We start from the raw sequence: 24,187 nt of genomic DNA, 5'->3' as shown, positions 1-24,187 counted from the left end.
TTTTTCTAAATTATGAGTAATGCTTCTACAAAATAAGGATTTAAAGTTTAATGGTTATCCACACTGATGATTTCAATCAGACTGTGGGTAACCATTTCTTGTATTACTGAAAGTAATGATTATCTATAGAATATAAGTATTAGACATAATAAATATTTGATTCTATCATATAGATAATTTCAGAAAATGGTGGGATAAAAGATGAAACTTTTCAAAGGTACTCTACTCATTGTAGCTGCATTGATATTATTGATAGGCTGTGGTCAGAAAGGAGAACAGACATCTAGTCAAGCTGATTCAAAAAATAGAATTGGCCGAGTAACGACATCTGAACCAAGGACTAATATGAAAATTATAGTTTCAATTAATGGTACAAGACTAAAAGCTCATTTAAATAATTCTAGTGCGGCTAAAGCTTTTGCTAAAGAATTACCAACTACTTTGAGTTTTAGGGATTATGCAGGCTTGCCAGAGAAAATTGCTGATTTAAATCATGGTTTGCCAACTAAAGGTATGCCTAGTGGACATACTGGAACTAAAGGATCAATTGGTTATTGGTCCCCAGATCAAAGAATTGTCTTTTATTGGGGAACGGAAGAGTACTATGAAGGAATTCACATTATTGGTAAGTTTGATTCTACTAATTATCAAGATGTAATTAAAAATATGGGTAATAACGTCAAAATTACAATTTCTAAGGATTGATTCTATGAAGAGAATAATTATGAATGTCTTGTTATTAGGAGTGCTATTGATGACTGTGGGATGTAATAAAAAATCTATTAGTGAAAATGGTAATGGACCATCTGCGGGTAAGGTTACGAATGTTAAAACTAAATCTGTTAATGATCGAGTCTGGCATGTGAAATATAAGGGTGAGGATATTTACGGTCATATATATACAGCTAAAGATCACCCTAAGAAAATGCCGATTGCCATTGTTTCTCATGGCCTGGGAGGCAATTATCAAGAACTAGAAAGTTATGCAAAAAATTTAGCTAATCAGGGATATTTAGCATATTCATTTGATTTTCCCGGTGGAAGTTATGATGGTCAAAGTACTGGTGTAAAGCAAACACAAATGTCAATCATTACAGAGGAACAAGATTTGTTGGCTGTGAAAGAGGCATTGCAAAAAAGAGATGATACATTAGAACATCAGGTCCTTTTAGTTGGTGGTAGTCAAGGGGGCGTCGTTTCGGCTTTGACCGCATCAAATCATCCACAAGATATTAAAGGATTAGCTCTAATGTATCCTGCATTTTCAATTACGCATGACGCTCAAGAACAATATAGTTCATTCGATCAGGTGCCTAAAACATATAATTTGATGGGATTCACGGTTGGTAGCAATTATTATAGAAATTTGTTGGATATGGATATAACTAAGACGGCTACTAAATATAAGGGGCCTGTTCTAATCGTTCATGGGAATAATGATGATATTGTTCCCATTAAGTATTCTAGACAAGCAGCGCATAATTTTAAAAATGCTGATTTTATAATATTAAAGGATGCTGGCCATGGTTTTTATGGCAAAGATTTGAAATTGGCACTAAAAGATCTTGATAAATTTGTAAGAAATCAAAATTTTTGAAGCTATTGAAGTATTTGCTCAAATGATTAATTAAAATATTCAAATTGTCATTTAATAATTTAAAAAGCTCACTATCGAGAAACTATCCCGAATATTCGGGGTAAATTCTGCATGATAGTGGGCTTTTTTTGAAGGAAAGGGTAATCCAATTAATTGATGTTTAAACATGATGATGATACTTTTTTGTTATAAAACTAGTTTGAAATGAAAGAAGGTATCAGTATGAAAGCTGCAGTTATTAATAGTAAAGGCATTGCCCCAGTCTATGATGATTTTGCAAATCCAGTTGCTGATGGAGATAATCTACTGTTGGCAGTTAATAGTGTTTCATTGACGATGATGACACGCCAACGTGCTTCAGGACAATTTATTCCTGGTCAAGTTTATCCATTTGTAGCTGGAATGGATGGAATCGGTACTAAGATTGATGGCGAAAGAGTTTATTTTGTCTCACCAACTTCACCGTTCGGTTCCTTAGCTGAAGAGACAATCGTTAATTATAAAAATATGACAATTGTTCCTGATGGAGTAAGTGACGAATTGGCCGCAACAATTGCTAATCCTGGGATGTCATCTTGGACTGCCTTGATGGATCGAGCACATTTTGTTCCCGGACAAACAGTTTTGATCAATGGAGCAACTAGTACTGCTGGAAGTTTGGCTGTGAAAGTTGCTCGATATTTGCGTGCCGGAAAAATCATAGCGACAGGTCGTAATTTGGAAAAATTAAGTAAAGTTGGCGCCGATGAAGTAATTGCCTTTGATATGACAGCTGATGATGGTATCGAGAAGTTTCAAGATGCTTTAAAAGATGATGTTGTCGATGGTATCGATGTAGTTTTGGATTACCTATGGGGTGACAGTGCCATTTCAATTATGAGTGCTGTGTCAAAATTCAACAGCTTTTATCCTGCCAAATTTGTTAACGTCGGTCTTGCTGGTGGTCAAATCGAATTGCCAATTCCAGCAACATTATTGCGTTTCACGTCTATGGAATTGTTAGGTAGTGGTGCTGGTAGCATTACTAATGAACAAACATTAAAGGCCGTGGATAACATTTTCAAAATTGCGCAAGAAGTGGATATGTCAATCCCAACTGTTACTTATGATCTATCAGATATTAAGGCAGCTTGGGCCGCACCTTCTACACCACGTGGAGTTATTAAAGTAACTCGTGAATCATAAAATTGCCGTCCTCCACAACAAGAAAGTTCGGTTTTATTCATTCAGATATGACATCCAAATTTGTTATCAAAAAAGGATGATATATGACTGAATGGAAAGATTTTAAAAAGAATGTTACAACTATTTCCAAAGATGAGTTAACGATAATTGATACTCTGAGTCATTTACAAGCTGAAAGAATCAATCAGGGACTAACTCAACGTGAATTGGCAGAAAAAATAGGTATGAAGCAGCCACAGTTGGCAAAAATTGAACGAATGGAGTCAACACCATCTTTAGCAACACTGAATCGTTACGCACATGGGTTGGGATTAGAAATTCATATGCAAATCGTTCCGAAAACCGACTTAACTAAACACTAATAAAAAGAAAAAACTCCTTCTAAATGTATTTTCATATTGATGAATATATGTTTGAGAGGAGTTTTTTTATATTAATTAAATGTCGTCTTTTGATAATTATCTGGCATTGTTTGATGTTCAGATGTCATGAATATCCCGTTATACTGTGTTCACAAGTTAAATAACAAATACGAAAACAATATCTTGGAGGATTTCATAATGACAAAAACAGCTTTGATTACAGGTGCTACTGGTGGTTTAGGAAATGAATTTGTAAAATTGTTTGCAGCTAAAAATAATAATTTGGTATTAGTGGGGCGTAACTCGGAAAAGCTTTTATCTTTAGAAATGGAGATAAAAAGTAAGTATTCCGTTGAAGTTGAAACAATTACAGCTGATTTTTCCGATTCAGAGGCGGCAGAAAAAATTTATGAACAAGTTAAAAAAATGAATATAGAGATTGATTATCTTATTAATAATGCTGGTTTAGGTGGTCAGGGCTCATTCATTGAGAGAACAATGACTCAAGATATTTCGATGATGAATGTTAATATGATGGTACCAACTAAGTTAATGAAACTCTTTATTCCAGAATTTGTTAGAAGGGGTTCAGGAAAAGTTCTGAACGTGTCATCGTCGGCAGCTTTAATTCCTGGCCCACTACAAGCCGAATACTATGCAACTAAGGCTTATGTAACTTCATTAAGCAACGCAATCGCCTACGAAGTTAAAGATACCGGTGTAACTGTAACTACATTAATGCCAGGAGCAATCGAAACTGGTTTTGCCAAGGCTGGTGGATTAACTCAAACTAAAATGTTTGCTCATGGGGCAAGTCCCGTTGATGTAGCAAAGAAAGCTCATAAAGGGATGATGGCTGGAAAATTGAATGTCTTCGCTGGTTTGTCACCGGTTCAACGTCCTTTTGTTGGGCTAATGCCAATGATGCCAAAGAAGGCTATTATGGGATTTGTAGCAAATCAACAATCAAATGCAAATTAAGGTGAATATTTATGAAACAATTTATTGTGGATGGTCAATATAATCAGCTTTTAAAGCAGAATAGTTTTAATATCGGAAAAGTGTTGAAAGCTGCCCGTTTACCAGAAAATCTTTTTACACGTGAACAAATAAAACTGACTGAATCTGAATACTACGCTTTAATGAATGCAATTGAGAGTCAGTCTCCGGACGAAAAAGTCTTATTCAATCTGGCAACATATGATGGTATAGAAAAATTTTCTGCGCCAATTTTGGCCGCATATTGTAGTGAGAATGGACTCAAATGTATCGAACGTCTATCTCAATATAAACAGTTGATCGGTCCAATTTTATATCGTATTTCTTCAATCAGTGACGAGGTAACCGTTGAATTGAAGTCACTTAATGATTTGGAAATTGAGTCGAAATTTTATGTTGAAGCAGAATTCATTTTTCTAATCAATTTGTTATCCAAGGCAACTGAACATAAGATTGTGCCTTTGAAGATTATTTCGACATTCTCTGAATTTGATAAAATCTTTGTAGATAATTTTGCTATTAAACCGATAGCTGGAAAAAATAATAGTATTACTTTCCGGAGCGAAGATTTAAATTTACCATTTTTAACTGATAACGGAGCACTTCGTAGTTATTTGACTCCAGAATTAAAACGGCGACTTTCAGAATTGGATGTCGATGATTCGTTTGGTGCACAGGTTCGCAGTGTCTTAGTTGACGCATTGCCAGCTGGTATAAGTTCAGCTGATGACGTTGCTGGCAAATTAAACGTCAGCAAAAGAACGCTACAACGTAAATTAAAAGAAGAGAAGACAAGCTTTCAGCAACAACTCAATAGTGTTCGTGAAATGTTAGCCAAGAGTTATTTAAAAAATACGGAACTATCATCGGATGAAATTGCTTATCTTTTAGGTTATTTAGAAGTGAATTCATTCTTACGTGCGTTCCCAATTTGGACGGGAATGAGTCTTAAGGAATACAGAAGTAAGCTTAATTAATATAGAAAGGCCCTCGGAGTGAATCCGAGGGCCTTTGTGTATATTAATCCAAATATTCGTTCCAAGCCTCATTCATAGCTTGCAAAATAAGATTGATATTCTTTTTTTGATTCTTTAAATAAGCAGCATAAAAATCAACTTTGGCAGTATCATCACTAATGGGAACGTTGACCTGATCATGGCCTTCCATTTCCAGTTTACGGTCAATTTTAGAAATATTAGTCGTGAAGTAGGGGAAATCAGAATATTTAGTAATTTCACGAAAAGCTTCTTGCTGATCTTGATATAAAAATTTAGCATTAGGAATCTGTTTTTCAGTGATATCTTTCCAAATGCCAATATCAGCGATAACAATAAAGCTCAGACCCTTGAGGTCCTTGAAAGAAACGGATTTTTTGTTAGCTAGAAGAGTAAACTGATTTAAATTAACGGTAAGTTTTTCCGTGCCAATAAAGCGTGACTCAATATCATCAGTCATGATTTCCTGATTAGTTAGTACAAAAGAGTAATTGTGATCCAGCAGTTCTCTAGTTACGTCTTTAGGATTCAACAAGGTATCATTAATATCAATTTTTTCCTGAGCCAACTTAGATTTTTTCAGATGACGTAATAATATCAAAGGCCCTGGAGCAACTGCACCGACACGGATATTTCGGTGGTTATAGTCGTATTTTTGTACGGTTTCAATAAAACGGTTATTTTGGTCGATAACCTTTTGTGCCTCTTTAGCGGCCAGTTCGCCAGCCTTAGTGAGAGAAATTTTATTAGGTTGTCGATCAAAAATTTGAACAGCTAATTCGTCCTCCAGCTTTTGCATTCCTCGTGTGACAGTGGGTTGGGTGACCATCAAGTGTTCAGCTGTGGCCGCCAAAGTTCCGTATTTTTTAAATGTTACTAATTCTTCAAGTAGATAATTTTCAATCATGGGATTCACCTCGTAGCATACGTTACGTGTATACTAGCATATCTATCTAGTAATTTTCAAAAGACTATTAAGATCTTAGAATGTATTCATAAAGTTAATAACAGCGAGGTAGAAAATAATGCAAAAAGTTAAATTAAATAATGGAATTGAAATGCCACAATTAGGATTTGGTGTTTTTCAAGTAACAGACTTAGAACAATGTAAGCAAGCGGTTTTAGATGCAATCAATGCGGGTTATCGTTTGATCGATACGGCAGCTGCTTATCAAAATGAAACAGCCGTTGGTGAAGCTATCAAGGAAAGTGGCGTCGACCGCAAGGAGTTATTCATCACTTCAAAATTATGGGTGTCAGATTTTACCTATGACAGAGCTAAGAAGGGTATCGAAACTTCTTTGAATAATTTAGGCGTGGATTATATTGATATGTATCTTTTACACCAACCATATGGCGACACAATTGGCGCTTGGAGAGCTTTGGAAGAAGCCTATAAAGCTGGCAAAATTCGTGCTATCGGTGTTTCAAACTTTTACGCTGATCAATTGAAGAACTTGGAATTGACAACTGAAATCAAACCAGTTGTGAACCAAATTGAAGTTAACCCTTGGTATCAACAAAACTCAGAAGTCGACTTTGCCCAAAGAGAAGATATTGCGGTTGAAGCTTGGGCACCATTCGCTGAAGGTAAGCATGACATCTTCACTAATGAAGCAATTGCCCAAATCGCCCAAAAGTATGGTAAATCAAATGGACAAGTGATCTTAAGATGGTTATTGCAACGTGGAATCGTTGTGATTCCTAAGTCAGTTCACGCTAATAGAATCAAAGAAAATATCGATATCTTTGACTTTGAATTAACTGCTGATGAAATGAAAACTATGGCTAATTTGGATAAAGGTGAGAGTCAATTCTTTGATCACCGTGATCCAGTTACGATTGAACAAATCTTTGGTTCAAGTTTAGCTAAATTAAAATAATGAGGAAAATAAAAATGACAAAAGTATTAATTTTAGGTGCTAATGGACAAATTGCCCGTATCGTCGAACAACGTTTATTGAAAGAACAACCAGATGCAGAGTTGACTTTATTTTTACGTAACAGTCAACGGTTAGCTGATTTGGCTGACAATAAAAATGTAACTGTCGTTGATGGTGATATTACTAACTATGATGCGGTCAATGCAGTTATGAAGGGCCAAGACGTGGTTTATATCGCAATGGTTGACCACACTAAAGATAACGTAATTACTAAAAATGTAATCAAATCGATGAAGGAAAATGGTGTTGACCGTATCATCGAATCAAGTTTGTTAGGACTTTATCATGAAGTTCCTGGTGAATTTGGTCGTTGGAATGATGAAATGGTTCAAAGTGGTTTGGCTGCCGCTATCAACGCTGACAAATTATTGTCAGAATCTGGCCTAACTTATACTACTTTGCGTTTCCCATGGTTGAATGACCGTAACGAAGTTAAGTACACGATTACTCATAGAAATGACCAATATGTTGGCGTTTCAGGTTCTCGTCAAAGTATGGCAGATGTTATTGTTAAGATCATCGCTGATCCAGAATATTTGAAGAATGATTCTGTTGGTATCGCCGATGCTGATACACAAGGTGAAGATCGACCAGTTTATTAGAATTGAAGTAGAAAAAGAAGCTAAAATCTCCTATTTTGAGGAATTTCTTAGCTTCTTTTTTAGTAATTGTTTAAAATTTATTACAAAGACTGTACAATTCTATCTGTAAATTTATCAAAATAGTACAATAAAAATACAAAAACTTAGTGTGTTCCCTTCGCCTATTCTTAATACTGGAGGTGTTGCAAATGGATTTTTTTGCATCGTATCCTAGTCTAATTATAGGAGTTAACTTTGGATTATCTGTCCATTGTATTCTTGATCTTAGTAATCATATTGCTATTGATCGAGGAAACAAAGAAATAGATATGAAAAAGGGCCAGACACTTGCGATGTCTAGCCCAAAGGAATATTTGTTTTCATAACATAGTAGGCGATGACATTAAGATTTTTGGGACTGAAGATTGCCGTCTTCAGTCTTTTTTAATGCCCTCGTTTATAGATAAATAGTAGCACGAAATACTAAATGATATCAATCAATTCTTCTCAATATTCAGGTTTGTAATTGGCTGGATTTATTTCAAACTAGCATATTTTTCAAGTGAACGAATCATTTGAGCAGTGAAGCCAGATTCGTTGTCATACCAAGCAACTGTTTTAACTAATTGTCCTGAACCTGAACCAACAACTTGTGTTTGAGTTGGATCAAAGATTGAACCAAAGCTTGTTCCGATAACATCTGATGAAACAATTTCGTCATCATTGTATCCAAATGATTGACTGCCATCAGTATATTTCTTAACGGCTTCATTAACTTGATCAACAGTAACTTCTTTACCCAAAGTTGTTACCAATTCAGTAACTGAACCAGTGATTGTTGGTACACGTTGAGCATGGCCATCCAATTTACCGTTTAAATCGGGAATAACTAATCCTAGGGCTTTAGCTGCACCAGTTGAATGGGGGATGATATTTTCAGCAGCGGCACGAGCAGCACGGACATTACCGTTACGTTCTGGACCATCTTGCAACATTTGTGTTGCTGTATAAGCGTGAACAGTTGTCATGGAACCTGCTTTGATGTCAAACTCCTTGTTCACAGCATTGGCTAGTAGGGCAATACAGTTAGTTGTACATGAACCAACAGAGGCAATTCTGACATCGTTTGTCAAAGTATCTTCGTTAACGCCGTAAACGATAGTAGGCATTTGACCTGATGGGGCAGAAATCATAACACGTTTGGCACCAGCATCGAGATGAGCTTGGGCCTTTTCAGTTGAAGTATAGAAGCCAGTACACTCAAGAACGATATCGACACCGTCGTTTGCGACCCACTTCAAATCACGGGCATCTTTTTCGGCGTAAACGGGAATACGTTTGTTATTGTAAATAATAGCGTTGTCTTCATTACTGATGGAATCAATTTTAAAGTTACCATGAGCTGTATCATATTTTAACAAGTGAGCCAACATATGTGGTGATGTTAAATCGTTAATAGCAACAACTTCCAAATCTGTTTTACCTTGATCTTGAAGTTCAGCGATTCTTCTAAAAGCTAGACGACCAATACGTCCAAATCCGTTAATACCAATTTTTGTTGTCATAATTAATTCCTCCTCGTTGTCTTTCTCTTAACTTACAAGTACAGTATATGGGGTATTTGATATATAATAAACTACGAGAATGAGAAATTAGATATATGAAAAAGTGATATCCAAGGAGTTAATTATGAATATAGATACTTTTAAGATGATTATTGCCATTGCCCAGAGTGGTAGTATCTCTGGAGCTGCTGATCAGTTGGGTTATGCTCAATCTAATATTTCCGCTAGGGTCCATCAATTGGAAGCAGATTTAGAAACCTCATTGTTTTATAGAACAAATCGGGGTGTCATCTTGACTGACGATGGTAATAAATTCTATAAAAAGGCTGTCGAAATTGTTAATTTGACCGAAGATACTATCAACCAATTGCAACATCCTAAAGTAATTGAGGGTGATCTCAAAATTGGTACCTTGCAGGCCGCATCGGCCACTTATTTGCCACCAATTTTGACACAATATCATCAAGCTTTTCCCAAAGTTCGTTTAACAATCGAAACAGGAAATCCAACTGATAATATTGATCATGTCTTGGATTATGAATTGAATGGGGCAGTGATTGGTGAAAACATTGAGAATCCTGCTTTGAATTTTATTCCTTTAGCAAAAGAAAAACTCTGTATTGTTTCTGTTACACCGGAATTACCAGACTTAAAAACAGCACCATTTTTAGTTTTTCAAACTGGCTGTGTCTATCGGGATGTTGTTGATGATTGGTTGAAATCACAGAATTTAGTCATGCATGAAGCCATTGAGTTCAACTATTTGGATGCTGTTATGGCAAGTGCGTGTGCGGGTTTAGGAATTGCCATTGTACCCGAAAAAATTGCGGATTCATTTGTTGAGAATCATTTATTGTATAAGACAGAATTACCCACAGAATTTTCGGAAATTCAATTACGTTTTATTTATCGCAAGGATTATTTGATCAATAAACCATTTGAAGAATTCATTAACATTCTTAAAAATAATTGATGTCATTTAATGCTATTCAAAGTCATTTACTAGTAAATGACTTCGAATAGCTAATTATGGGGTAGAAAAAAGCTGAGAATAATATATTCCCAGCTTTTTGCGTATTATATTTCGAAAACACCATTATCAAATGGTAATTCAACGACAATATTATCAGTTAAACTGAATTCTTTGACACCTTCAAAGGCTTTCTTAAAGTCAGTTACTTCATCGTCACTGAAAAGTTCCATGATTTTTTTCATGATGTCATCTTTATCCATTGATGTATGGAATTTGTAGAAGTCCAAAACTTTTCCAGTTGAGTTCATGGCAACGAAAGTACTGCTGCTGTTCTTATTAGTGTACAAGTAACAAACATTATCTAGATAACCAGTTTCAACTTTTTTATAAAGTTCCAAGTTATCTAAACCAATATTCGATAATTTAACAAACTTAGTTTGTTTATCCATTGTTATACCTACATTTTCTCTTTTTATTTGTGAAGTCTATGTATAAGCTATTTTGAGTTCGTTTGCAGTTTTTGTCAAATGTCATTCTATTCTCGGGAATGCAAGCGGTTTATTTAATTTGTAACACAATTGTAACTTATCAAGAAATTTTTAACGTGATATATTAGGATTCTGTTGTTAAATATGTAATTAAATATAGGAGTGTGCATATGCCACGTAATTTAAAAGAAGAAATTGTATTCACAGCCATTATGGCCGGATTGATGGTGCTAGTAATGACGGGATATAATGTTGCCATGGCTCAGGGGCTCAGCAGTGAGTTGCCAATGGCAATTTTAAGCGCCTATCCACTAGGTTTGGGTGTCGCTATCGTATTGGATCTACTAATTGTTGGACCAATCGCTAAAGGATTAGCTTTCAAATATATTATTAATGATTATATGAAGAAAAATACTGTTTTGATCGGTATCACAATTTCAGTTTTGATGGTTCTTGGTATGGTAACTTTGATGTCATTTTTCGGAATTGCCGTTGAAGGTAAGTTGTCCCAAGGTCATGTTCTAGCTACTTATGGTCATACTTGGATCTTTAACTTGATCGTTGCTTTACCTCTACAATTGTTGATTGTTGGACCAATTGCTCGTGGAGTATTGGGTAAGATGCAAAAGACAGTTGCTAAAGTTGAAGAAACAAAGGCAGCTGAAGAAGAAATTTAAACTTTATAGCTGTATAAAATAGTCTTAGCGTATTCAAGATTGAATGTGCTAAGACTATTTTTTTGCGTAATTTGAATATGTGATCATAATTCATAATGATTGTTTAAAATCGGTTTTAAAGATATACTTCGTATATACGGAGGTGACAATATGAGTGTCAAAGCCAGAAAAGTAGGTAACTCTAAAGTTTTTACCATTCCTCAAGGGATAAAACCGACAGATGGGGAATACGATGTTTTCCAGGGCCGTCATGGTTCTATCGTATTTGCACCGAAAAAGAATAATATTTTTAAAGATAAAAAGTTCATTAAAACACACGACTTAACACAGCATGAAGAATTTACCGATAAGTCAAAGGGAGAAGAGGAAATTGACTAAGTATATTCCTGAGCGACAAGATGTAGTGTGGTTAGATTTTGATCCATCTTCTGGAGAAGAAATTAAAAAGAGACGTCCAGCATTAGTCCTCAGTAATCGTGGTTACAGTGAATTAACTAAATTGGTTTTGGTTTGTCCAATAACGCACGCCAAGAAAAATCAATTAAAGAAAACGGGTTTACTCATTCCTCTTGCTGGAATATCGGAAATTGACGGATATATTAATCCTTTGCAACTTCATACTTTTGATTATCAGTCGAGAAATATTAGTAAAATTAGTGAATTAGATGATAGTACTTTTTTTGATGTTATTAGAATTGTTAGAGATATTGTTGATTAAATATTTTCGAAAAAGATAATAATCAAATCAATTCAGAAATAACATTGAGTACTTGGTAGTTAGCATATTTATTTAGTTCAGTCAAAAAATCATCTAGTTCAGAATTGGAATGAAATGCGCCGTGAATCATATAATTCATTTGTCCTGATATTTTGTAGTGATGACGGATAAAATTTCGTTTTGATTCAATGAAATCGAGATATTTCTTATTACTGCGAAAATCCATTTTAGTTTGGATGAAGACTTGAAAATGGTATCCCATTTTATCCAAATCAACTTCAATGGTATATTTCTTGATGACTTTTTCATCTTCTAGTTGCTCGATTCGAGTGGAAACGGGTGGTGGAGTGAGATTGACAAGTTTGGCCAATTTATTCTTTTTAATACGGCTGTCACGGTTGAGGTGTTTTAAAATTTCTAGATCAGTATTGTCCAATTTATTCAATTCTTTCTGTGTTTAGGATTCAATGTATATTATACGATAATGTTTTTTTATAACAGAAATAGTGTTTTATCTTGGAGTTAGTAAAGCAGTCATTGGAAAAATCCAGTGGCTGCTATTTTAAATTCTCTAGAAATTGTTTAAACGAATGAGTAATAATGTAATCTTTTCGATAAATAAAAGAAATTGGCAAGGTTGAGAATTGTTCAGGTAGTTCGACTTTCTTGAGGGTCCCTTGATCTAAGTAAGGTTGGACAACTTTTTGTGGTAAGAGACTGATACCTAAACCGGCACTGACACTAGCGATAATAGCGTTCAAGTAATTAAATTCGATGGGATGATGAATCATGATCTGCTTTGAATCTAGCCAACTTTCTAAAGTTTTACGATAAGCACAACCGACGGGAAAAACTAATAGAGAAGAATTTTCAACGTCGATTCCCGATGTATTAGCGGTCACTAAACAGAGTTTTTCAGACATTAAGGGTAGTGCGACGAGTTTTTGATCACTGACTTTACCACCGATAATAGCACCATCCAATTCATAATTGAGGACTCTTTTAGCACTCAATAAAGTAGTTCCAGTTTCGATTGAAAGTTCTACCCGTGGATTTTGTTGGTGAAAATTGGATAGTATTTGAGGCAGAAAAGTCGAAGCCGCCGTCTGTAAAGTGCCGATTCTTAAATTACCATGGATCTCTTCGGGATGTTGCAATTGATTGATGGCATCGTCAGTTAAACTAACAATCTTGATAGCTTTAGCATAGAATTCTTTACCGCTATCGGTCAAAGTAATACCACGATTAGTGCGGAAGAATAATTTCGTGTGTAAATCAGATTCCAGTTGTCGTAGTTTGGCAGAAATGTTGGATTGTGCATAGCCCATCTCTTCAGCAGCACCGGAAATACTGCCCTTTTGGGCGATGGTAATAAACATTTGTAAGGTGTTAGTATTCATATTGAACCTCTGGTATATGATTTTTGGTATGGATAGTTTCTCATTATCATAGTTTATTATATATCCAAACGACCATATACTGTTCTTGTAAGTTAATTCAAATTAAAAAACGAGGTCGTTAAATATGAAATTTTCAACAGTTAAAGTAAATGGATTAGATGTTTTTTATCGTGAAAGTGGGGACAATAATAAGCCAACATTCTTATTACTACATGGTTTCCCAACAGCTAGTCACATGTTCAGAAACTTGATGACAATGTTAGAGAATGATTTTCATGTGATTGCTCCAGACTTTATCGGATTTGGTCAATCAGCTGCACCCGAACATACTAAATTTGATTATACTTTTGCCAATTTAACAAATTATGTTGATGGTTTCTTAGATGCCATGGGAATCGATAAATTTTACCTCTATGTTTTCGATTATGGGGCACCAATTGGCTTCAATCTTGCCGCTAAGTATCCTGAAAGAATTTTAGGAATTGTCAGCCAGAACGGTAACATCTATCAAGAAGGATTAGGCAAAAAGTGGGAAGATCGCAAGGATTATTGGCAAAATCCTACATCTGAATTGCGTGAGAGCTACAAATCAGCATTTCAACCAGCGACAATCAAAGGTCAATATATGGGCGGAGAAAAAGAAGGAAGTGTGTCTCCTGATGGTTATACTTTAGACATTCACTACACAGAATCTCCCGATTATGCTGAAAGACAATCAGATTTGATTTTTGATTATCAAAGTAACGTGGCTAATTATCCTAAGTATCAAAAATATGTTAAGGATTATCAGCCTGAAATTATTGCGGCGTGGGGTAAGAATGATCCTAGTTTCGTCTATCAGGGTGCCCAAGCCTTTGCCAAGGATGATAAGAACGCTGAAGTGCATTTGTTAGATGGCGGTCACTTTGTTTTGGAAACACACTGGCAAGAAATCGGTCAATTGATTTTGAATAAGTGGGCCTAAAATCAGCTTAATTACTGAGTGTTTGAGCAGGAGACATGAAAAAAAGTTGAAGATTATGAGATAATATAGTTGTAAATTATATTTATAAAAGAGTATGATTTATCAATCAAGTTAATTAACAGAGTTAATGGAAAGGATGACATTATGGTACAAATCATGGGGTTATCAATATTATTATTAACACTAATTTTCAAGGCAGTGGAGAGCACTCCCGCATTGTCTCCAGTTAGAATTAATCGTAAATAATTTAGTTAAAAACAATGAATAATGCTTGCTCTATTTTTTTAGAGAGTCTATAATTTCTATTGAGTTAAGGGTCAATCGTTGGAAAACCCTTTACCAGTTGATTGCCAGTATGCTTATGCCTACTGGCTTTTTTTTGTGGAATTATATGGAATCATATCGCCATTTTCGTACAAATCCCTTATAACTAGTAATCTTCTTGTACAACTTGTAAAACCAGTTGACTTTATGACTAAAGTCTTATAAAGATCAGGGAGTATTTCCTTTAGATATTCTTCAATTTCTTCATTGGAAATGTTCTCAATATTCCATGCAATCGTATCTATTTCTCTTCCAATAGGATATTTTTGTTGTTTTATTTCATTTATTGAAGAGAAAGGGATTCTGTATAATTTAGATATGGATTTCTTTGCTTTATCTATAGTGCCGTAAGATTCAATTTTCTTATTTAGACGCATCAAATCTTTATGAGATATATTCAAACTCAATTTATCAGTATTATTCCAATATTTAGCAAATGGGATTTTGGTACTTTGATTGCCTGATCTCGCTACAAAGGAAAGGGCAATACCAGGAGCATAATTAGTTGTATTAGCAATGTAGTCTTTAATGTAAGAGATTGTATCAGGATAGACATAAAAATATTTTTTGTCGCCTAATGCCACCACTATTGGTTTACCCTGATCTATATCTTTAGATAGTGTATCCAATTGAGTGGGGGTAACCAGTACTGAATTAAGATTTCCGGATTGACCGTGTTGCACTATTATTTTTCTAATTAACCCACTGAATTTTCGGACTTCATATGGTGTAGCTCCCTCATTAATAGTTGATAATTGTTTAAAAATATCTTTATAATTATCGGTTTTTATGAGGATATAATTCAAATGATTTAAAGAAGAATCCTTTACTATTTGTTCGGTTATTTTATTTTCATTTTTCTCATACTCCACCACTAATATTCTATTTGCGCTTTTTCGTGGATCTTCTTGAGGGAGCTGTGAACCAAAATCATCCAACACTTGTCTTACATTACGGTCGGTCATTGAGTAACCGAAAAATATTATAGGAGAGTCAATCATAGATGACATGATCTTTGCGCTAATGAGTATAGAATTCTTATTGAAATCAGCATAATCATCGCTATTAATTACTATCGAAGTAGGATCGTTGACACTGCCATGTATATGATATATTTCTGACCATCCATTATTTGAATCAAATAGACTATTTTTACCCACGAATACGTGTGGATTTTGATTGGAATTTTTTCTAATTAAATCCTCAATAAAGGTATCGTAGTTTGTTGTTATAATCATTTTCGCCTTTTCAATCATTTGAACAAAAAATTGGAATTCACCTTCATTAATATCATCACGTAATTCATAGTTACTTAATAAATTGGATATTTCTTTTTTAAATGGAGAAATTCTAGATTCCTGTGCGTTTTTTAAAGTTAAATCCTTAACAAATATTTTTTCCTCAAAAAATAGGTCGTCAAATTTTTGTTGAATATAAGATGCTGCCTCTACGTTAGCTAAAAAATCTTGAGTAATGGCATTTTCATCCTTATATTTTTTCGTTAATTGATGTATGAAGCCAAAAAAATTTCTTTTTTCTCCTATTTGATTCCAAAAGGTTTCTAAAAGAGATGTCCAATTTGGAAAATCTTTAAGATATCGTTTTTCAATACCGGATCCAATAAAAACTATCGGATAATGATTTTCTTGGATAATATTTTTTATTCCCATATTGATCCCTCCGTACAAGTTTTTTATGGTATAAGCATAACAGTTTATTAAAAATTTAGATTTAGTATTGGTCAATAATTTTTTGTAGTTCCTGCAGATAAGAATCTTTTAGCTCTTTTGGATAATTAATTTTGACATTGTTACCTAATGAAAGCAGGTATTGGACCATGTAGTCGAATTCTTCCTGATTGTAGCCGCCATAAAGATAATATTGACCGTTGACTTGTTTTAATTTCATATTGGGATAGTTGTTCTTTTGAAATAGTTCAACGCCAAGTGGTGTTAGGTCACACTCGAAGGGGATATTATGGTAGTTTCTTTCATAGTTGTCTTGAATCTGTTTAAGTTCCTCATGAGTCAGTGTTTTGTGGGTTCGGTTGAGCGAACAATGTTCCATTTGATCACATCGATAAGTAGCCCATTTTTGGCCGTCGAAGTTATAAATATTACAGAACCAAATTCCGTGTCGATACAATAGATCGAATACTTGAATTGTTTGTCTATTACTATGGAAAGTTAAGTCCAGAGCGGTTTCCTCCAAAATTGATTGCAGAATAATATTTAAATCAGTGGGAGCTGAAATGGACGGGATCTTGTAATATTGCACGGACTTTTGTAGTTTAACGACAGCTTGTTGTTGAATCTTTGGTAAAGTTGCCATTAATTTATCGGAGATGTGTTTGTATGGTTTCTCAAATGGAGTCGCGGACATAGAACTCAAGGCGTTGAGGGCAAAGAAAATAGCATTGATTTCTTCAAGATTGAACGTCACGGGAATCAATAATTGGCGATTCACAATATGAAAACCACCATAGCGGCCATTTTTGGTATAAAAACTTAATCCCATATCCTCGAGATCAGTGATGTCACGTAAGGCCGTTCGTTTAGATATTTGAAATTCAGACACTAGATCGTTGATATGAAAAATAGATTTGTTGCTTAAGAAAATTAATTCTTGATTGAGTCGTTCAGCTTTATTCATTTTATTTCCTCAAAGGTGTCATAGATTGTCACCTTTAGATTGTAGTATTAATTTATCAATTAAGACAAGGATGAATTAAAAATGAAAACATTAATTATTAACGCTCAACCCGATTTTCGTAATGGGGATCACTACTCCATCAAGCTTCAACAACAATTTCTTAAAAAATTTCAAGCAACTTTTCCTGATGAAACTGTCGATTTGATCAATCTTTATGATACGGAGATTCCTCAGCTAACGACAGATCAACTTTTAGGAATTTGGGAGAAACAAGCTAATCACGTTGCTTTAACTGATGAACAGAAACGTATTTTCCAAATTAATCAGGATTTGATCCAACAATTTAAAGCACATCATCGAATCGTTATTACATCGCCACTTCACAACTTCAATGTAACTTCTAAAATGAAAGATTATATCGATAATATTCTAGTGGCACACGAAACTTTCAAGTACACTCCCGGTGGTTCTGTGGGGTTGATGACTGACAATTATAAAGTGATGTTGTTGCAAGCCAGTGGCTCAATTTACACTAACGACGATCGCTACACACCATTGGAATTCTCTAGAATGTACTTGCAAGGTATTTTTGAAGAGCTTATGGGCTTTGATAAATTCTCAATCGTACGTGCTCAAGGTTTACAAACTGATGGTGTTGATATCAATGAAGCTATGCAAAAAGCCAAGGATGATTTAGACGTTGAATTTGCTAAATTTTATGAGGTATAAAAGTGTCTTTTTGCGACTGAAACATGGCATAATGAAGCTAGATTCGACAAATGAAAAGTGAGGTTGATTAGATGAAGCAATTTACACTTGAAGAACTAAAGAAATATAATGGCGAAAACGGCCAACCAGCTTATGTAGCAATTGACGGCGTAGTTTATGATGTGTCAGATGTTGATCCTTGGCAAGGTGGAAAACATCATGGCAATGTCGCTGGTAATGATTTATCAGAAGCTATCATGAAATCACCACATAAGCACTCAGTTTTAGCAAAGTTGAATGAAGTTGGGAAATTGGAGGAACGCTAATCGGCGTTCTTTTTTTTATCTATTCATAAGTAAAACTTATCAATTGCTTTGGGATTTGAAATTGGTTCAATCTCAATTTGCTTGTAAGATATCACTTGTAAGTTAAGTTGATAAAACAAGTAAGAGGTAAATATATAAATGAATAACGAAGTTATCGTATTGTTTGGTGCTGGTTCAATCGGTGAAGCAATTGTTAGAAGAGTCTCAGCTGGTCGTAAATTATTACTAGCTGATTATAATGAAAATAAATTGACTGAAATGAAGCAACATCTGACGGAAGCAGGTTTTGTAGTTGAAACAATCAAAGCTGATCTTTCTTCTAGAGAATCCATTAAGGAAGTAGTTATTAAAGCTCAATCGCTTGGTGATATTATGGGGTTGGTCAATGCAGCTGGGGTTTCACCTTCACAAGCTAGTCCCGAGCAAGTTTTGAAAGTTGATCTCTATGGGACTTCCGTTTTATTAGAAGAATTTGGCAAAGTTATGGCTAATGGTGGTGCAGGTATTGTGATCTCATCACAATCAGGCCATCGATTGCCAGCGTTGTCACTTGAAGATAATCAAGCTTTGGCAATGACACCGACTGAAGAACTATTAGATCTACCAATTTTGCAGCCAGATGTAATCAAAGATTCGTTGGCAGCTTATCAATATGCAAAACGAACCAATGTTTTACGGGTAGCATCTGAGTCAGTTAAGTGGCAAGAACGTGGAGCTAGAATCAATGCAATCAGTCCTGGTATTATCATGACGCCGTTAGCCGTTGATGAATTGAATGGACCACGCGGTGCTGGTTATAAGCAAATGTTTGATTCAATGGTTACGAAACGTCCCGGTACCCCAGATGAAATTGCTAATTTAGCTGAATTATTGATGGATCGTCGTGGCGCATTTATTACCGGAAGTGATTTTCTGGCTGATGGCGGCATTACTGCTCAGTATTGGTATGGTAATGTTTCAGAAGTACGTAACAGTGGAGCACAAAAATAAAATTTTGAGGAGATTTTAATTATGAAAGCAGCAACCTTTGTAGAACCAGGAAAAATGGAAATTAGAGAATATGATAAACCAGAAATTCAAAAGCCAACTGATGCAATCATTAAAATTGTTCGTGCTTGCGTTTGTGGCTCTGATCTTTGGTGGTATCGTGGTATTTCTAAACGTGAACCAGGTTCAACTGTAGGACATGAAGCAATTGGTATCATCGAATCTGTTGGCTCAGAAGTTAAGGACGTTAAAGTTGGTGACTTTGTAATTGCTCCATTCACCCATGGTTGTGGTCACTGTGCCGCTTGTTTGGCAGGATTTGATGGTGACTGTTTGAACCAAGAAGCCGGTGGCAATGGTGGTTATCAAGGTGAATATTTGAGATTTACTAATGCTAACTGGGCTTTAGTTAAGATTCCTGGTCAACCAGAAGATTACTCTGACGAGATGCTTAATAACTTTTTAGCTTTAGCTGATGTTATGGCAACAGGTTTCCACGCCGCAACTAGTGCCGAGGTTAAAAAAGGCGACACTGTCGTTGTTATGGGTGATGGTGCTGTTGGTTTGAGTGGTGTTCTTTCAGCTCATTTATTAGGTGCTAAGAGAATTATCGCTATGAGTCGTCACGAAGATAGACAAAAACTAGCCAAAGAATTTGGTGCAACGGATATCATTCCTGAACGTGGTGATGAAGCAGTTGCTAAAGTCATGGAATTAACTGGTACAGGTGCTGATGCAGTTCTTGAATGTGTCGGAACAGAGCAATCAGTTGATACAGCTATTAAAGTAGGACGTCCCGGTGCCGTTGTTGGACGTGTGGGTGTACCTCAAAAAGCCGAAATGAACACTAATAATCTTTTTTGGAAAAATATTGGACTACGTGGTGGAATTGCCTCAGTAACAACTGACGATAAGAATGTCTTATTGGATGCCGTTTTGAGTGGCAAAATCAATCCCGGAAAGGTCTTTACTAAGAGATTTACACTTGATGAAATTCAAGATGCGTATGAAGCAATGGATAAACGTACAGCTATCAAGTCTTTGATCGTTGTAAGTGACAAATAGGAGAAAATTACAATGAAAAAAGTTTTAATTATTGGAGCAACTGGTACAATTGGCGGCGCTGTTCGTCAAACACTATTAAATGAAACTGACGACCAATTAACTTTGTTTGCCAGAAGTGCCAGCCGTTTAAATGTTAGTGATCGTGAAACAGTTATAGCTGGAGATGTAACTAAGGATAGTGATTTGGATAAAGCCATCGCTGGGCAAGATGCAGTTTTTGTCGCCTTAAGCGGTAATTTAGGCCAATTTGCTAAAAAAATCGTTGCAGCAATGGATCGTAATAACGTTTCACGCTTGTTGTTCATCACATCAATGGGTATTTACGATGAGATACCAGCCTCAATCGGTGCTAGTGGTAACTTGAGTAGCAATTCAATGTTACGTTCATACCGTGAAGCAGCTGATGTAGTTGAAGGCTCTGATTTGAATTACACAGTTATTCGACCAGGTTGGTTTACTAATGGTCCTGTTGATTATGAAATCACAAGAAAAGGTGAACCCTTTGGTGGACACGATGTTTCAATCAGTTCAATCGCTGACTTCGTAAAGAATGCAATTGCTGATGAGAATTACTATTCACACGATAGCGTTGGTTTAAATACAAAATAAGAAAAAGTAGCCTCTTTGATAAAGAGACTACTTTTTTTGAGGATAAATTAAGTGATAATAGATATAATCAAACGCTGTGACTAATAGTGTGACTGAGAGAAGAGATCCAAAAGGATCTTTAAAATTAATGCTAATATCGAGATTATAAAGTCCGTGATTTATGGCAATATTTTTAATAACGTATGCAATGATTAGAGCCCACAGTACCATAGTTAGTCTAGAAGTAAATTTACGCATGTTGTCATTTCCTTTGATGAAATTGTTTATAATATTAATAATAGTTTATGGGATTATTAATTGATAGCGAAAATTGGATTCTTACTCAAACTTGGTTGTGGCGTAAATCTGCCGTCCTCCACAACAAGAAAATTTGACTGGAACGCCATGGGCACGACTTGAAACTAATAATTTTGCACTTCGCGCAAAATCATGGATTTCCAAGCTCGGCCTTTCCCTAAGCAATAAATTGCTAAGGGAATCTCATGGCTGAGTCAATTTTCTTGTTGCTCCGGACTAAATCCGGTTTTGTTTATTAATCATTGTAAAATCTAAATACTAAAAAAATACAGACTCTATTAAGAGATATAAGCATATTTACATGAAATACTTAATGGATCTGTTTTTAGTTTAGGATTTAAAAGTTTCTATTTTGACCATGTAAGATTAGATGATATCTAATTGCTGTATTTTTTTCGATAATATTAGAAACGAGTGTCTAGTCGGTAGTAAAAAATCTGTGGGCCCTCAGTGGTGCTATTCTACTTAGCTTGCGAAGCAAGGTTAGTAGAAGACCGGACTTGGAGATCCATGATTTTTCACAGAGTGAAAAATTATTAGCTTCAAGCCGTGTCCACCACGTTCCAGTGGCCCACAGATTTTTTGCGGACGACGGCATATTTCAACTACATCAGTTAGTATTAATGCCACAACCAAGTTTGAGTAAGAACCAAAAATTGAGGTGTGAGAATGTTTCAACAGATGCAGTACTTTATAGCAATTGTAAAAAATCATAGTTTTACGCAAGCGGCAGTTGACTGCAATATTTCTCAGTCAGCTATTTCACAACAAATGAAGGAGCTGGAAAATCGTTTAGGTGTGAGATTGTTGAATCGAAAAGGGCGCAGTTTTGAAGTGACTGAAGCTGGACAATATTTTTATACACACAGTCAGGATGTTTTGGCTGATGTCGATCAACTAGTTAAAAATACTATCAGGATCGAGAAAAATGACGAAGTGGAACTTCGTGTTGGTTATTTGCGTAGTTTCGGTACGGCTGAATTTTTACAGACAGTTTCTAAATTTACTCAGGAATTTCCTAAAGTTAAAATCAAAATCAGTAGTGGGACGCACGAAGAACTTTATGAATTATTGCGGACAGGAAAATTAGATTTGAATTTCTCCGATCAACGTCGTGCTTTGTCGAATGAATATCAAAATGAATTTTTAACGTCTAGTGAGTTCATGGTTGCGGTCAATCGATCTTTGCCAGTCGACGATAAGAAAATTGATGTCGCTGACTTGGCTGATATACCTTGTATTTTGATTATCGATGGGAATCAGCAGGGGACAGAAGAGGACTACTATCGGGATGTTTTAGGCGTGAAAAGTGAATTCATTTTAGCTAAAAATTACGATGAGGCACAGATGTTGATTGCCTCCAACCAAGGTTATTTGATCATTAACCATCGAATGCGCAAACAATTGGATCAAAATATTGTAAAGATGATTCCTTTAGTCAAGGGTGATCGTAAGTTGATTCAAAATTATTACGCCTATTGGCAGGCTGATAATTCTGGTTATTATATTGAGACATTTGCAGATTTATTGAAGCAGAGTTTTGCATAACTTTTACTTATGAATAAGCCTTAATTTTAGAATAGTTTGAACGTGAAAATGTTGGTATCATGCTCTTTGTAAGTTAGGAAAGCGTGATAGAAATGACAGATAAAGAAATGATTATTCAGTTATATCGTGATGAAAATACGGCAATGGTGAAAAAAGATATTAATCGTTTAAACGAAGTCTTGGCTCCCTCAATGACTTTGACTCATATGACAGGTTACGTACAACAAAAATTAGAATGGATCGATCAAATTCAAAATGATGAAATGCAGTATTTATCTTCTAAGGAAGATAATATTAAGAATATTGAGATTGACGGTGATAAAGCCAGTTTGGTAGGTCAGAATCAGGTTCAAGCCAAGATCTGGGGCGGTGGTGTAAATACTTGGCCGCTACAAATGAAAATGTACTTTGAGAAAAAGAATGGTGAATGGGTTATTGCTAATCAAGTTGCCAGTACGTATTAAAAAGGATAACTGATAATATTTTGTACACAAAAGGTCCCTTGTAGATTTAATTACTACTTGGGACCTTTTTTATAACCATTGTTCTTTGTTTTATAGTGGAAACGAGCTACACAGGCCAGATTCCTGTGCTTTGCTACAGTCCTGAAAACGCATGCGATTCCAGGGTTTAGGCAAATGCTCAGAATCTAAGCAGGCCTGCTTCGCTCTCTATTTAACGATATTTATTTTAATACGATCTAGAGGAATTTCACGTGGAACAAATTTTTCATCTGTTTGTCCTAAAGTTAGAGCAAAGATACCTTTGAATCCGGTAGGTAAAATGTTATTAGGGATTGAATCGACGCAGGACATATTATAGTTAGCACCTAGGCCTTGGTCTTCGGCAGCTAATTCCATGTTATGAACAATAGCGCCGGCTGAAATGTCTTCCATAGTGTCAGGTTCTTTAGCGGAAACGACAATAACGGTTGGAGCGTCGTAAATTCCACTCATTTTATTTAGAATATCTTTATCTTGAATAACTGTTAGGCGATAATTTTCGTATTCACCCATGCCAACAGGACCAGCATTAGCGGCAATCAGAATATTGTGCAATTGGTCGTCGGTGATTTGGCCGGTATAGTGACGAACGGCTTTACGTGATGTAATCATTGTTTTAGTTTCCATATGTCAACACTCCCTCATTATATTTCTACTTATATAATAATATAGATATAAATTTATGAACGGATTAATCATAATCAATTTTTTTGACAAAAAT

29 protein-coding genes are annotated in these 24,187 nt (G+C 35.4%); 21 read left to right on the top strand and 8 right to left on the bottom strand.

Going from position 1 to position 24,187, the window contains the following annotated elements; all coding sequences use genetic code 11:
• Window positions 1-201: 201 nt before the first annotated feature.
• The 6 genes from U8526_RS08935 (at window position 202) to U8526_RS08910 (ending at window position 5,120) form a co-directional block, all read left to right on the top strand.
• Window positions 202-705 carry a cyclophilin-like fold protein gene (locus U8526_RS08935; protein ID WP_334341620.1) on the top strand — a complete coding sequence of 168 codons (504 nt, stop codon included), beginning with the start codon at window positions 202-204 and terminating at the stop codon, window positions 703-705.
• Between the two features lie 4 nt (window positions 706-709).
• Window positions 710-1,597 carry an alpha/beta hydrolase family protein gene (locus U8526_RS08930; RefSeq protein WP_334341619.1) on the top strand — a complete coding sequence of 296 codons (888 nt, stop codon included), beginning with the start codon at window positions 710-712 and terminating at the stop codon, window positions 1,595-1,597.
• 222 nt (window positions 1,598-1,819) lie between these two features.
• A complete protein-coding gene (locus U8526_RS08925) occupies window positions 1,820-2,782 on the top strand; it encodes a zinc-binding alcohol dehydrogenase family protein (RefSeq protein ID WP_334341618.1) in 963 nt (320 codons plus the stop codon).
• Between the two features lie 83 nt (window positions 2,783-2,865).
• Window positions 2,866-3,144, top strand: a complete 279-nt coding sequence (locus tag U8526_RS08920; RefSeq protein WP_334341617.1) for a helix-turn-helix domain-containing protein — start codon at window positions 2,866-2,868, stop codon at window positions 3,142-3,144.
• Window positions 3,145-3,342: 198 nt separating this feature from the next.
• Window positions 3,343-4,125 (top strand): SDR family NAD(P)-dependent oxidoreductase, encoded by a 783-nt coding sequence (locus U8526_RS08915; protein WP_334341616.1) that lies wholly within the window; start codon window positions 3,343-3,345, stop codon window positions 4,123-4,125.
• An 11-nt stretch (window positions 4,126-4,136) separates the two neighbouring features.
• Window positions 4,137-5,120, top strand: a complete 984-nt coding sequence (locus U8526_RS08910; protein WP_334341615.1) for a helix-turn-helix domain-containing protein — start codon at window positions 4,137-4,139, stop codon at window positions 5,118-5,120.
• A gap of 43 nt (window positions 5,121-5,163) precedes the next feature.
• Here U8526_RS08910 and U8526_RS08905 read toward each other — a convergent pair whose 3' ends face one another.
• Window positions 5,164-6,045, bottom strand: a complete 882-nt coding sequence (locus U8526_RS08905; protein WP_334341614.1) for a LysR family transcriptional regulator — start codon at window positions 6,043-6,045, stop codon at window positions 5,164-5,166.
• Between the two features lie 118 nt (window positions 6,046-6,163).
• Between U8526_RS08905 and U8526_RS08900 the strand changes: the two genes are divergently transcribed.
• The 3 genes from U8526_RS08900 to U8526_RS08890 all read left to right on the top strand — a co-directional run bounded on the left by U8526_RS08900 (window position 6,164) and on the right by U8526_RS08890 (window position 8,048).
• Complete coding sequence (locus tag U8526_RS08900) at window positions 6,164-7,021, top strand: aldo/keto reductase (RefSeq protein WP_334341613.1); 858 nt, start codon at window positions 6,164-6,166, stop codon at window positions 7,019-7,021.
• A 14-nt stretch (window positions 7,022-7,035) separates the two neighbouring features.
• Complete coding sequence (locus U8526_RS08895; RefSeq protein ID WP_334341612.1) at window positions 7,036-7,683, top strand: NAD(P)H-binding protein; 648 nt, start codon at window positions 7,036-7,038, stop codon at window positions 7,681-7,683.
• Between the two features lie 188 nt (window positions 7,684-7,871).
• On the top strand, window positions 7,872-8,048 hold the full coding sequence (locus U8526_RS08890) for a hypothetical protein (RefSeq protein WP_334341611.1): 177 nt from the start codon (window positions 7,872-7,874) through the stop codon (window positions 8,046-8,048).
• Between the two features lie 150 nt (window positions 8,049-8,198).
• On the opposite strand, the gene gap is transcribed toward U8526_RS08890, so the two are convergent.
• Window positions 8,199-9,227, bottom strand: a complete 1,029-nt coding sequence (gap, locus tag U8526_RS08885; protein WP_334341610.1) for a type I glyceraldehyde-3-phosphate dehydrogenase — start codon at window positions 9,225-9,227, stop codon at window positions 8,199-8,201.
• A 124-nt stretch (window positions 9,228-9,351) separates the two neighbouring features.
• Between gap and U8526_RS08880 the strand changes: the two genes are divergently transcribed.
• A complete protein-coding gene (locus tag U8526_RS08880; protein ID WP_334341609.1) occupies window positions 9,352-10,200 on the top strand; it encodes a LysR family transcriptional regulator in 849 nt (282 codons plus the stop codon).
• 104 nt (window positions 10,201-10,304) lie between these two features.
• Here the strand turns inward: U8526_RS08880 and U8526_RS08875 are convergent, their stop codons facing one another.
• On the bottom strand, window positions 10,305-10,649 hold the full coding sequence (locus U8526_RS08875; RefSeq protein ID WP_334341608.1) for a hypothetical protein: 345 nt from the start codon (window positions 10,647-10,649) through the stop codon (window positions 10,305-10,307).
• A gap of 209 nt (window positions 10,650-10,858) precedes the next feature.
• Here U8526_RS08875 and U8526_RS08870 point away from each other — a divergent pair, with 209 nt between their 5' ends.
• The 3 genes from U8526_RS08870 to U8526_RS08860 all read left to right on the top strand — a co-directional run bounded on the left by U8526_RS08870 (window position 10,859) and on the right by U8526_RS08860 (window position 12,083).
• The gene (locus U8526_RS08870; protein ID WP_334341607.1) at window positions 10,859-11,365 is read left to right on the top strand and encodes a DUF2798 domain-containing protein; all 507 of its coding nucleotides are present in this window, start codon (window positions 10,859-10,861) and stop codon (window positions 11,363-11,365) included.
• 150 nt (window positions 11,366-11,515) lie between these two features.
• Window positions 11,516-11,743, top strand: coding sequence for an antitoxin of toxin-antitoxin stability system (locus U8526_RS08865; RefSeq protein ID WP_334341606.1), 228 nt, complete (start codon window positions 11,516-11,518; stop codon window positions 11,741-11,743).
• Complete coding sequence (locus U8526_RS08860; protein ID WP_334341605.1) at window positions 11,736-12,083, top strand: type II toxin-antitoxin system PemK/MazF family toxin; 348 nt, start codon at window positions 11,736-11,738, stop codon at window positions 12,081-12,083. The genes U8526_RS08865 and U8526_RS08860 overlap by 8 nt, the downstream gene beginning before the upstream one ends.
• 22 nt (window positions 12,084-12,105) lie before the next feature.
• Here the strand turns inward: U8526_RS08860 and U8526_RS08855 are convergent, their stop codons facing one another.
• Both U8526_RS08855 and U8526_RS08850 read right to left on the bottom strand, forming a co-directional pair.
• The gene (locus U8526_RS08855; protein WP_334341604.1) at window positions 12,106-12,519 is read right to left on the bottom strand and encodes an Lrp/AsnC family transcriptional regulator; all 414 of its coding nucleotides are present in this window, start codon (window positions 12,517-12,519) and stop codon (window positions 12,106-12,108) included.
• A 121-nt stretch (window positions 12,520-12,640) separates the two neighbouring features.
• The gene (locus U8526_RS08850; protein WP_334341603.1) at window positions 12,641-13,483 is read right to left on the bottom strand and encodes a LysR family transcriptional regulator; all 843 of its coding nucleotides are present in this window, start codon (window positions 13,481-13,483) and stop codon (window positions 12,641-12,643) included.
• A 124-nt stretch (window positions 13,484-13,607) separates the two neighbouring features.
• Between U8526_RS08850 and U8526_RS08845 the strand changes: the two genes are divergently transcribed.
• Window positions 13,608-14,447, top strand: coding sequence for an alpha/beta fold hydrolase (locus tag U8526_RS08845; protein ID WP_334341602.1), 840 nt, complete (start codon window positions 13,608-13,610; stop codon window positions 14,445-14,447).
• A gap of 365 nt (window positions 14,448-14,812) precedes the next feature.
• On the opposite strand, the gene U8526_RS08840 is transcribed toward U8526_RS08845, so the two are convergent.
• Both U8526_RS08840 and U8526_RS08835 read right to left on the bottom strand, forming a co-directional pair.
• On the bottom strand, window positions 14,813-16,441 hold the full coding sequence (locus U8526_RS08840) for an SIR2 family protein (protein ID WP_334341601.1): 1,629 nt from the start codon (window positions 16,439-16,441) through the stop codon (window positions 14,813-14,815).
• 61 nt (window positions 16,442-16,502) lie between these two features.
• Window positions 16,503-17,423, bottom strand: a complete 921-nt coding sequence (locus tag U8526_RS08835; RefSeq protein ID WP_334341600.1) for a helix-turn-helix transcriptional regulator — start codon at window positions 17,421-17,423, stop codon at window positions 16,503-16,505.
• 81 nt (window positions 17,424-17,504) lie between these two features.
• Here U8526_RS08835 and U8526_RS08830 point away from each other — a divergent pair, with 81 nt between their 5' ends.
• The 7 genes from U8526_RS08830 (at window position 17,505) to U8526_RS08800 (ending at window position 23,427) form a co-directional block, all read left to right on the top strand.
• Window positions 17,505-18,152 (top strand): FMN-dependent NADH-azoreductase, encoded by a 648-nt coding sequence (locus U8526_RS08830; protein ID WP_334341599.1) that lies wholly within the window; start codon window positions 17,505-17,507, stop codon window positions 18,150-18,152.
• A gap of 71 nt (window positions 18,153-18,223) precedes the next feature.
• Window positions 18,224-18,457, top strand: coding sequence for a cytochrome b5 domain-containing protein (locus U8526_RS08825; protein WP_334341598.1), 234 nt, complete (start codon window positions 18,224-18,226; stop codon window positions 18,455-18,457).
• Between the two features lie 138 nt (window positions 18,458-18,595).
• A complete protein-coding gene (locus tag U8526_RS08820; RefSeq protein WP_334341597.1) occupies window positions 18,596-19,447 on the top strand; it encodes an SDR family oxidoreductase in 852 nt (283 codons plus the stop codon).
• 21 nt (window positions 19,448-19,468) lie between these two features.
• Window positions 19,469-20,509, top strand: coding sequence for a zinc-dependent alcohol dehydrogenase family protein (locus U8526_RS08815; RefSeq protein WP_334341596.1), 1,041 nt, complete (start codon window positions 19,469-19,471; stop codon window positions 20,507-20,509).
• 12 nt (window positions 20,510-20,521) lie between these two features.
• Window positions 20,522-21,118 carry an NAD(P)H-binding protein gene (locus U8526_RS08810; protein WP_334341595.1) on the top strand — a complete coding sequence of 199 codons (597 nt, stop codon included), beginning with the start codon at window positions 20,522-20,524 and terminating at the stop codon, window positions 21,116-21,118.
• 966 nt (window positions 21,119-22,084) lie between these two features.
• On the top strand, window positions 22,085-22,963 hold the full coding sequence (locus tag U8526_RS08805) for a LysR family transcriptional regulator (protein WP_334341594.1): 879 nt from the start codon (window positions 22,085-22,087) through the stop codon (window positions 22,961-22,963).
• 92 nt (window positions 22,964-23,055) lie between these two features.
• Window positions 23,056-23,427 carry a nuclear transport factor 2 family protein gene (locus tag U8526_RS08800; protein ID WP_334341593.1) on the top strand — a complete coding sequence of 124 codons (372 nt, stop codon included), beginning with the start codon at window positions 23,056-23,058 and terminating at the stop codon, window positions 23,425-23,427.
• A 207-nt stretch (window positions 23,428-23,634) separates the two neighbouring features.
• Here the strand turns inward: U8526_RS08800 and U8526_RS08795 are convergent, their stop codons facing one another.
• On the bottom strand, window positions 23,635-24,093 hold the full coding sequence (locus tag U8526_RS08795) for a nitroreductase family protein (protein WP_334341592.1): 459 nt from the start codon (window positions 24,091-24,093) through the stop codon (window positions 23,635-23,637).
• Window positions 24,094-24,187 lie beyond the last annotated feature (94 nt).

Origin of the sequence: Companilactobacillus sp. HBUAS56275, from assembly GCF_036913655.1 — a bacterium.
Taxonomy (GTDB): domain Bacteria; phylum Bacillota; class Bacilli; order Lactobacillales; family Lactobacillaceae; genus Companilactobacillus; species Companilactobacillus pullicola.
The sequence above is the reverse complement of the archived record's forward strand: the minus strand, read 5'-3'. Positions and strand labels throughout refer to the sequence as shown.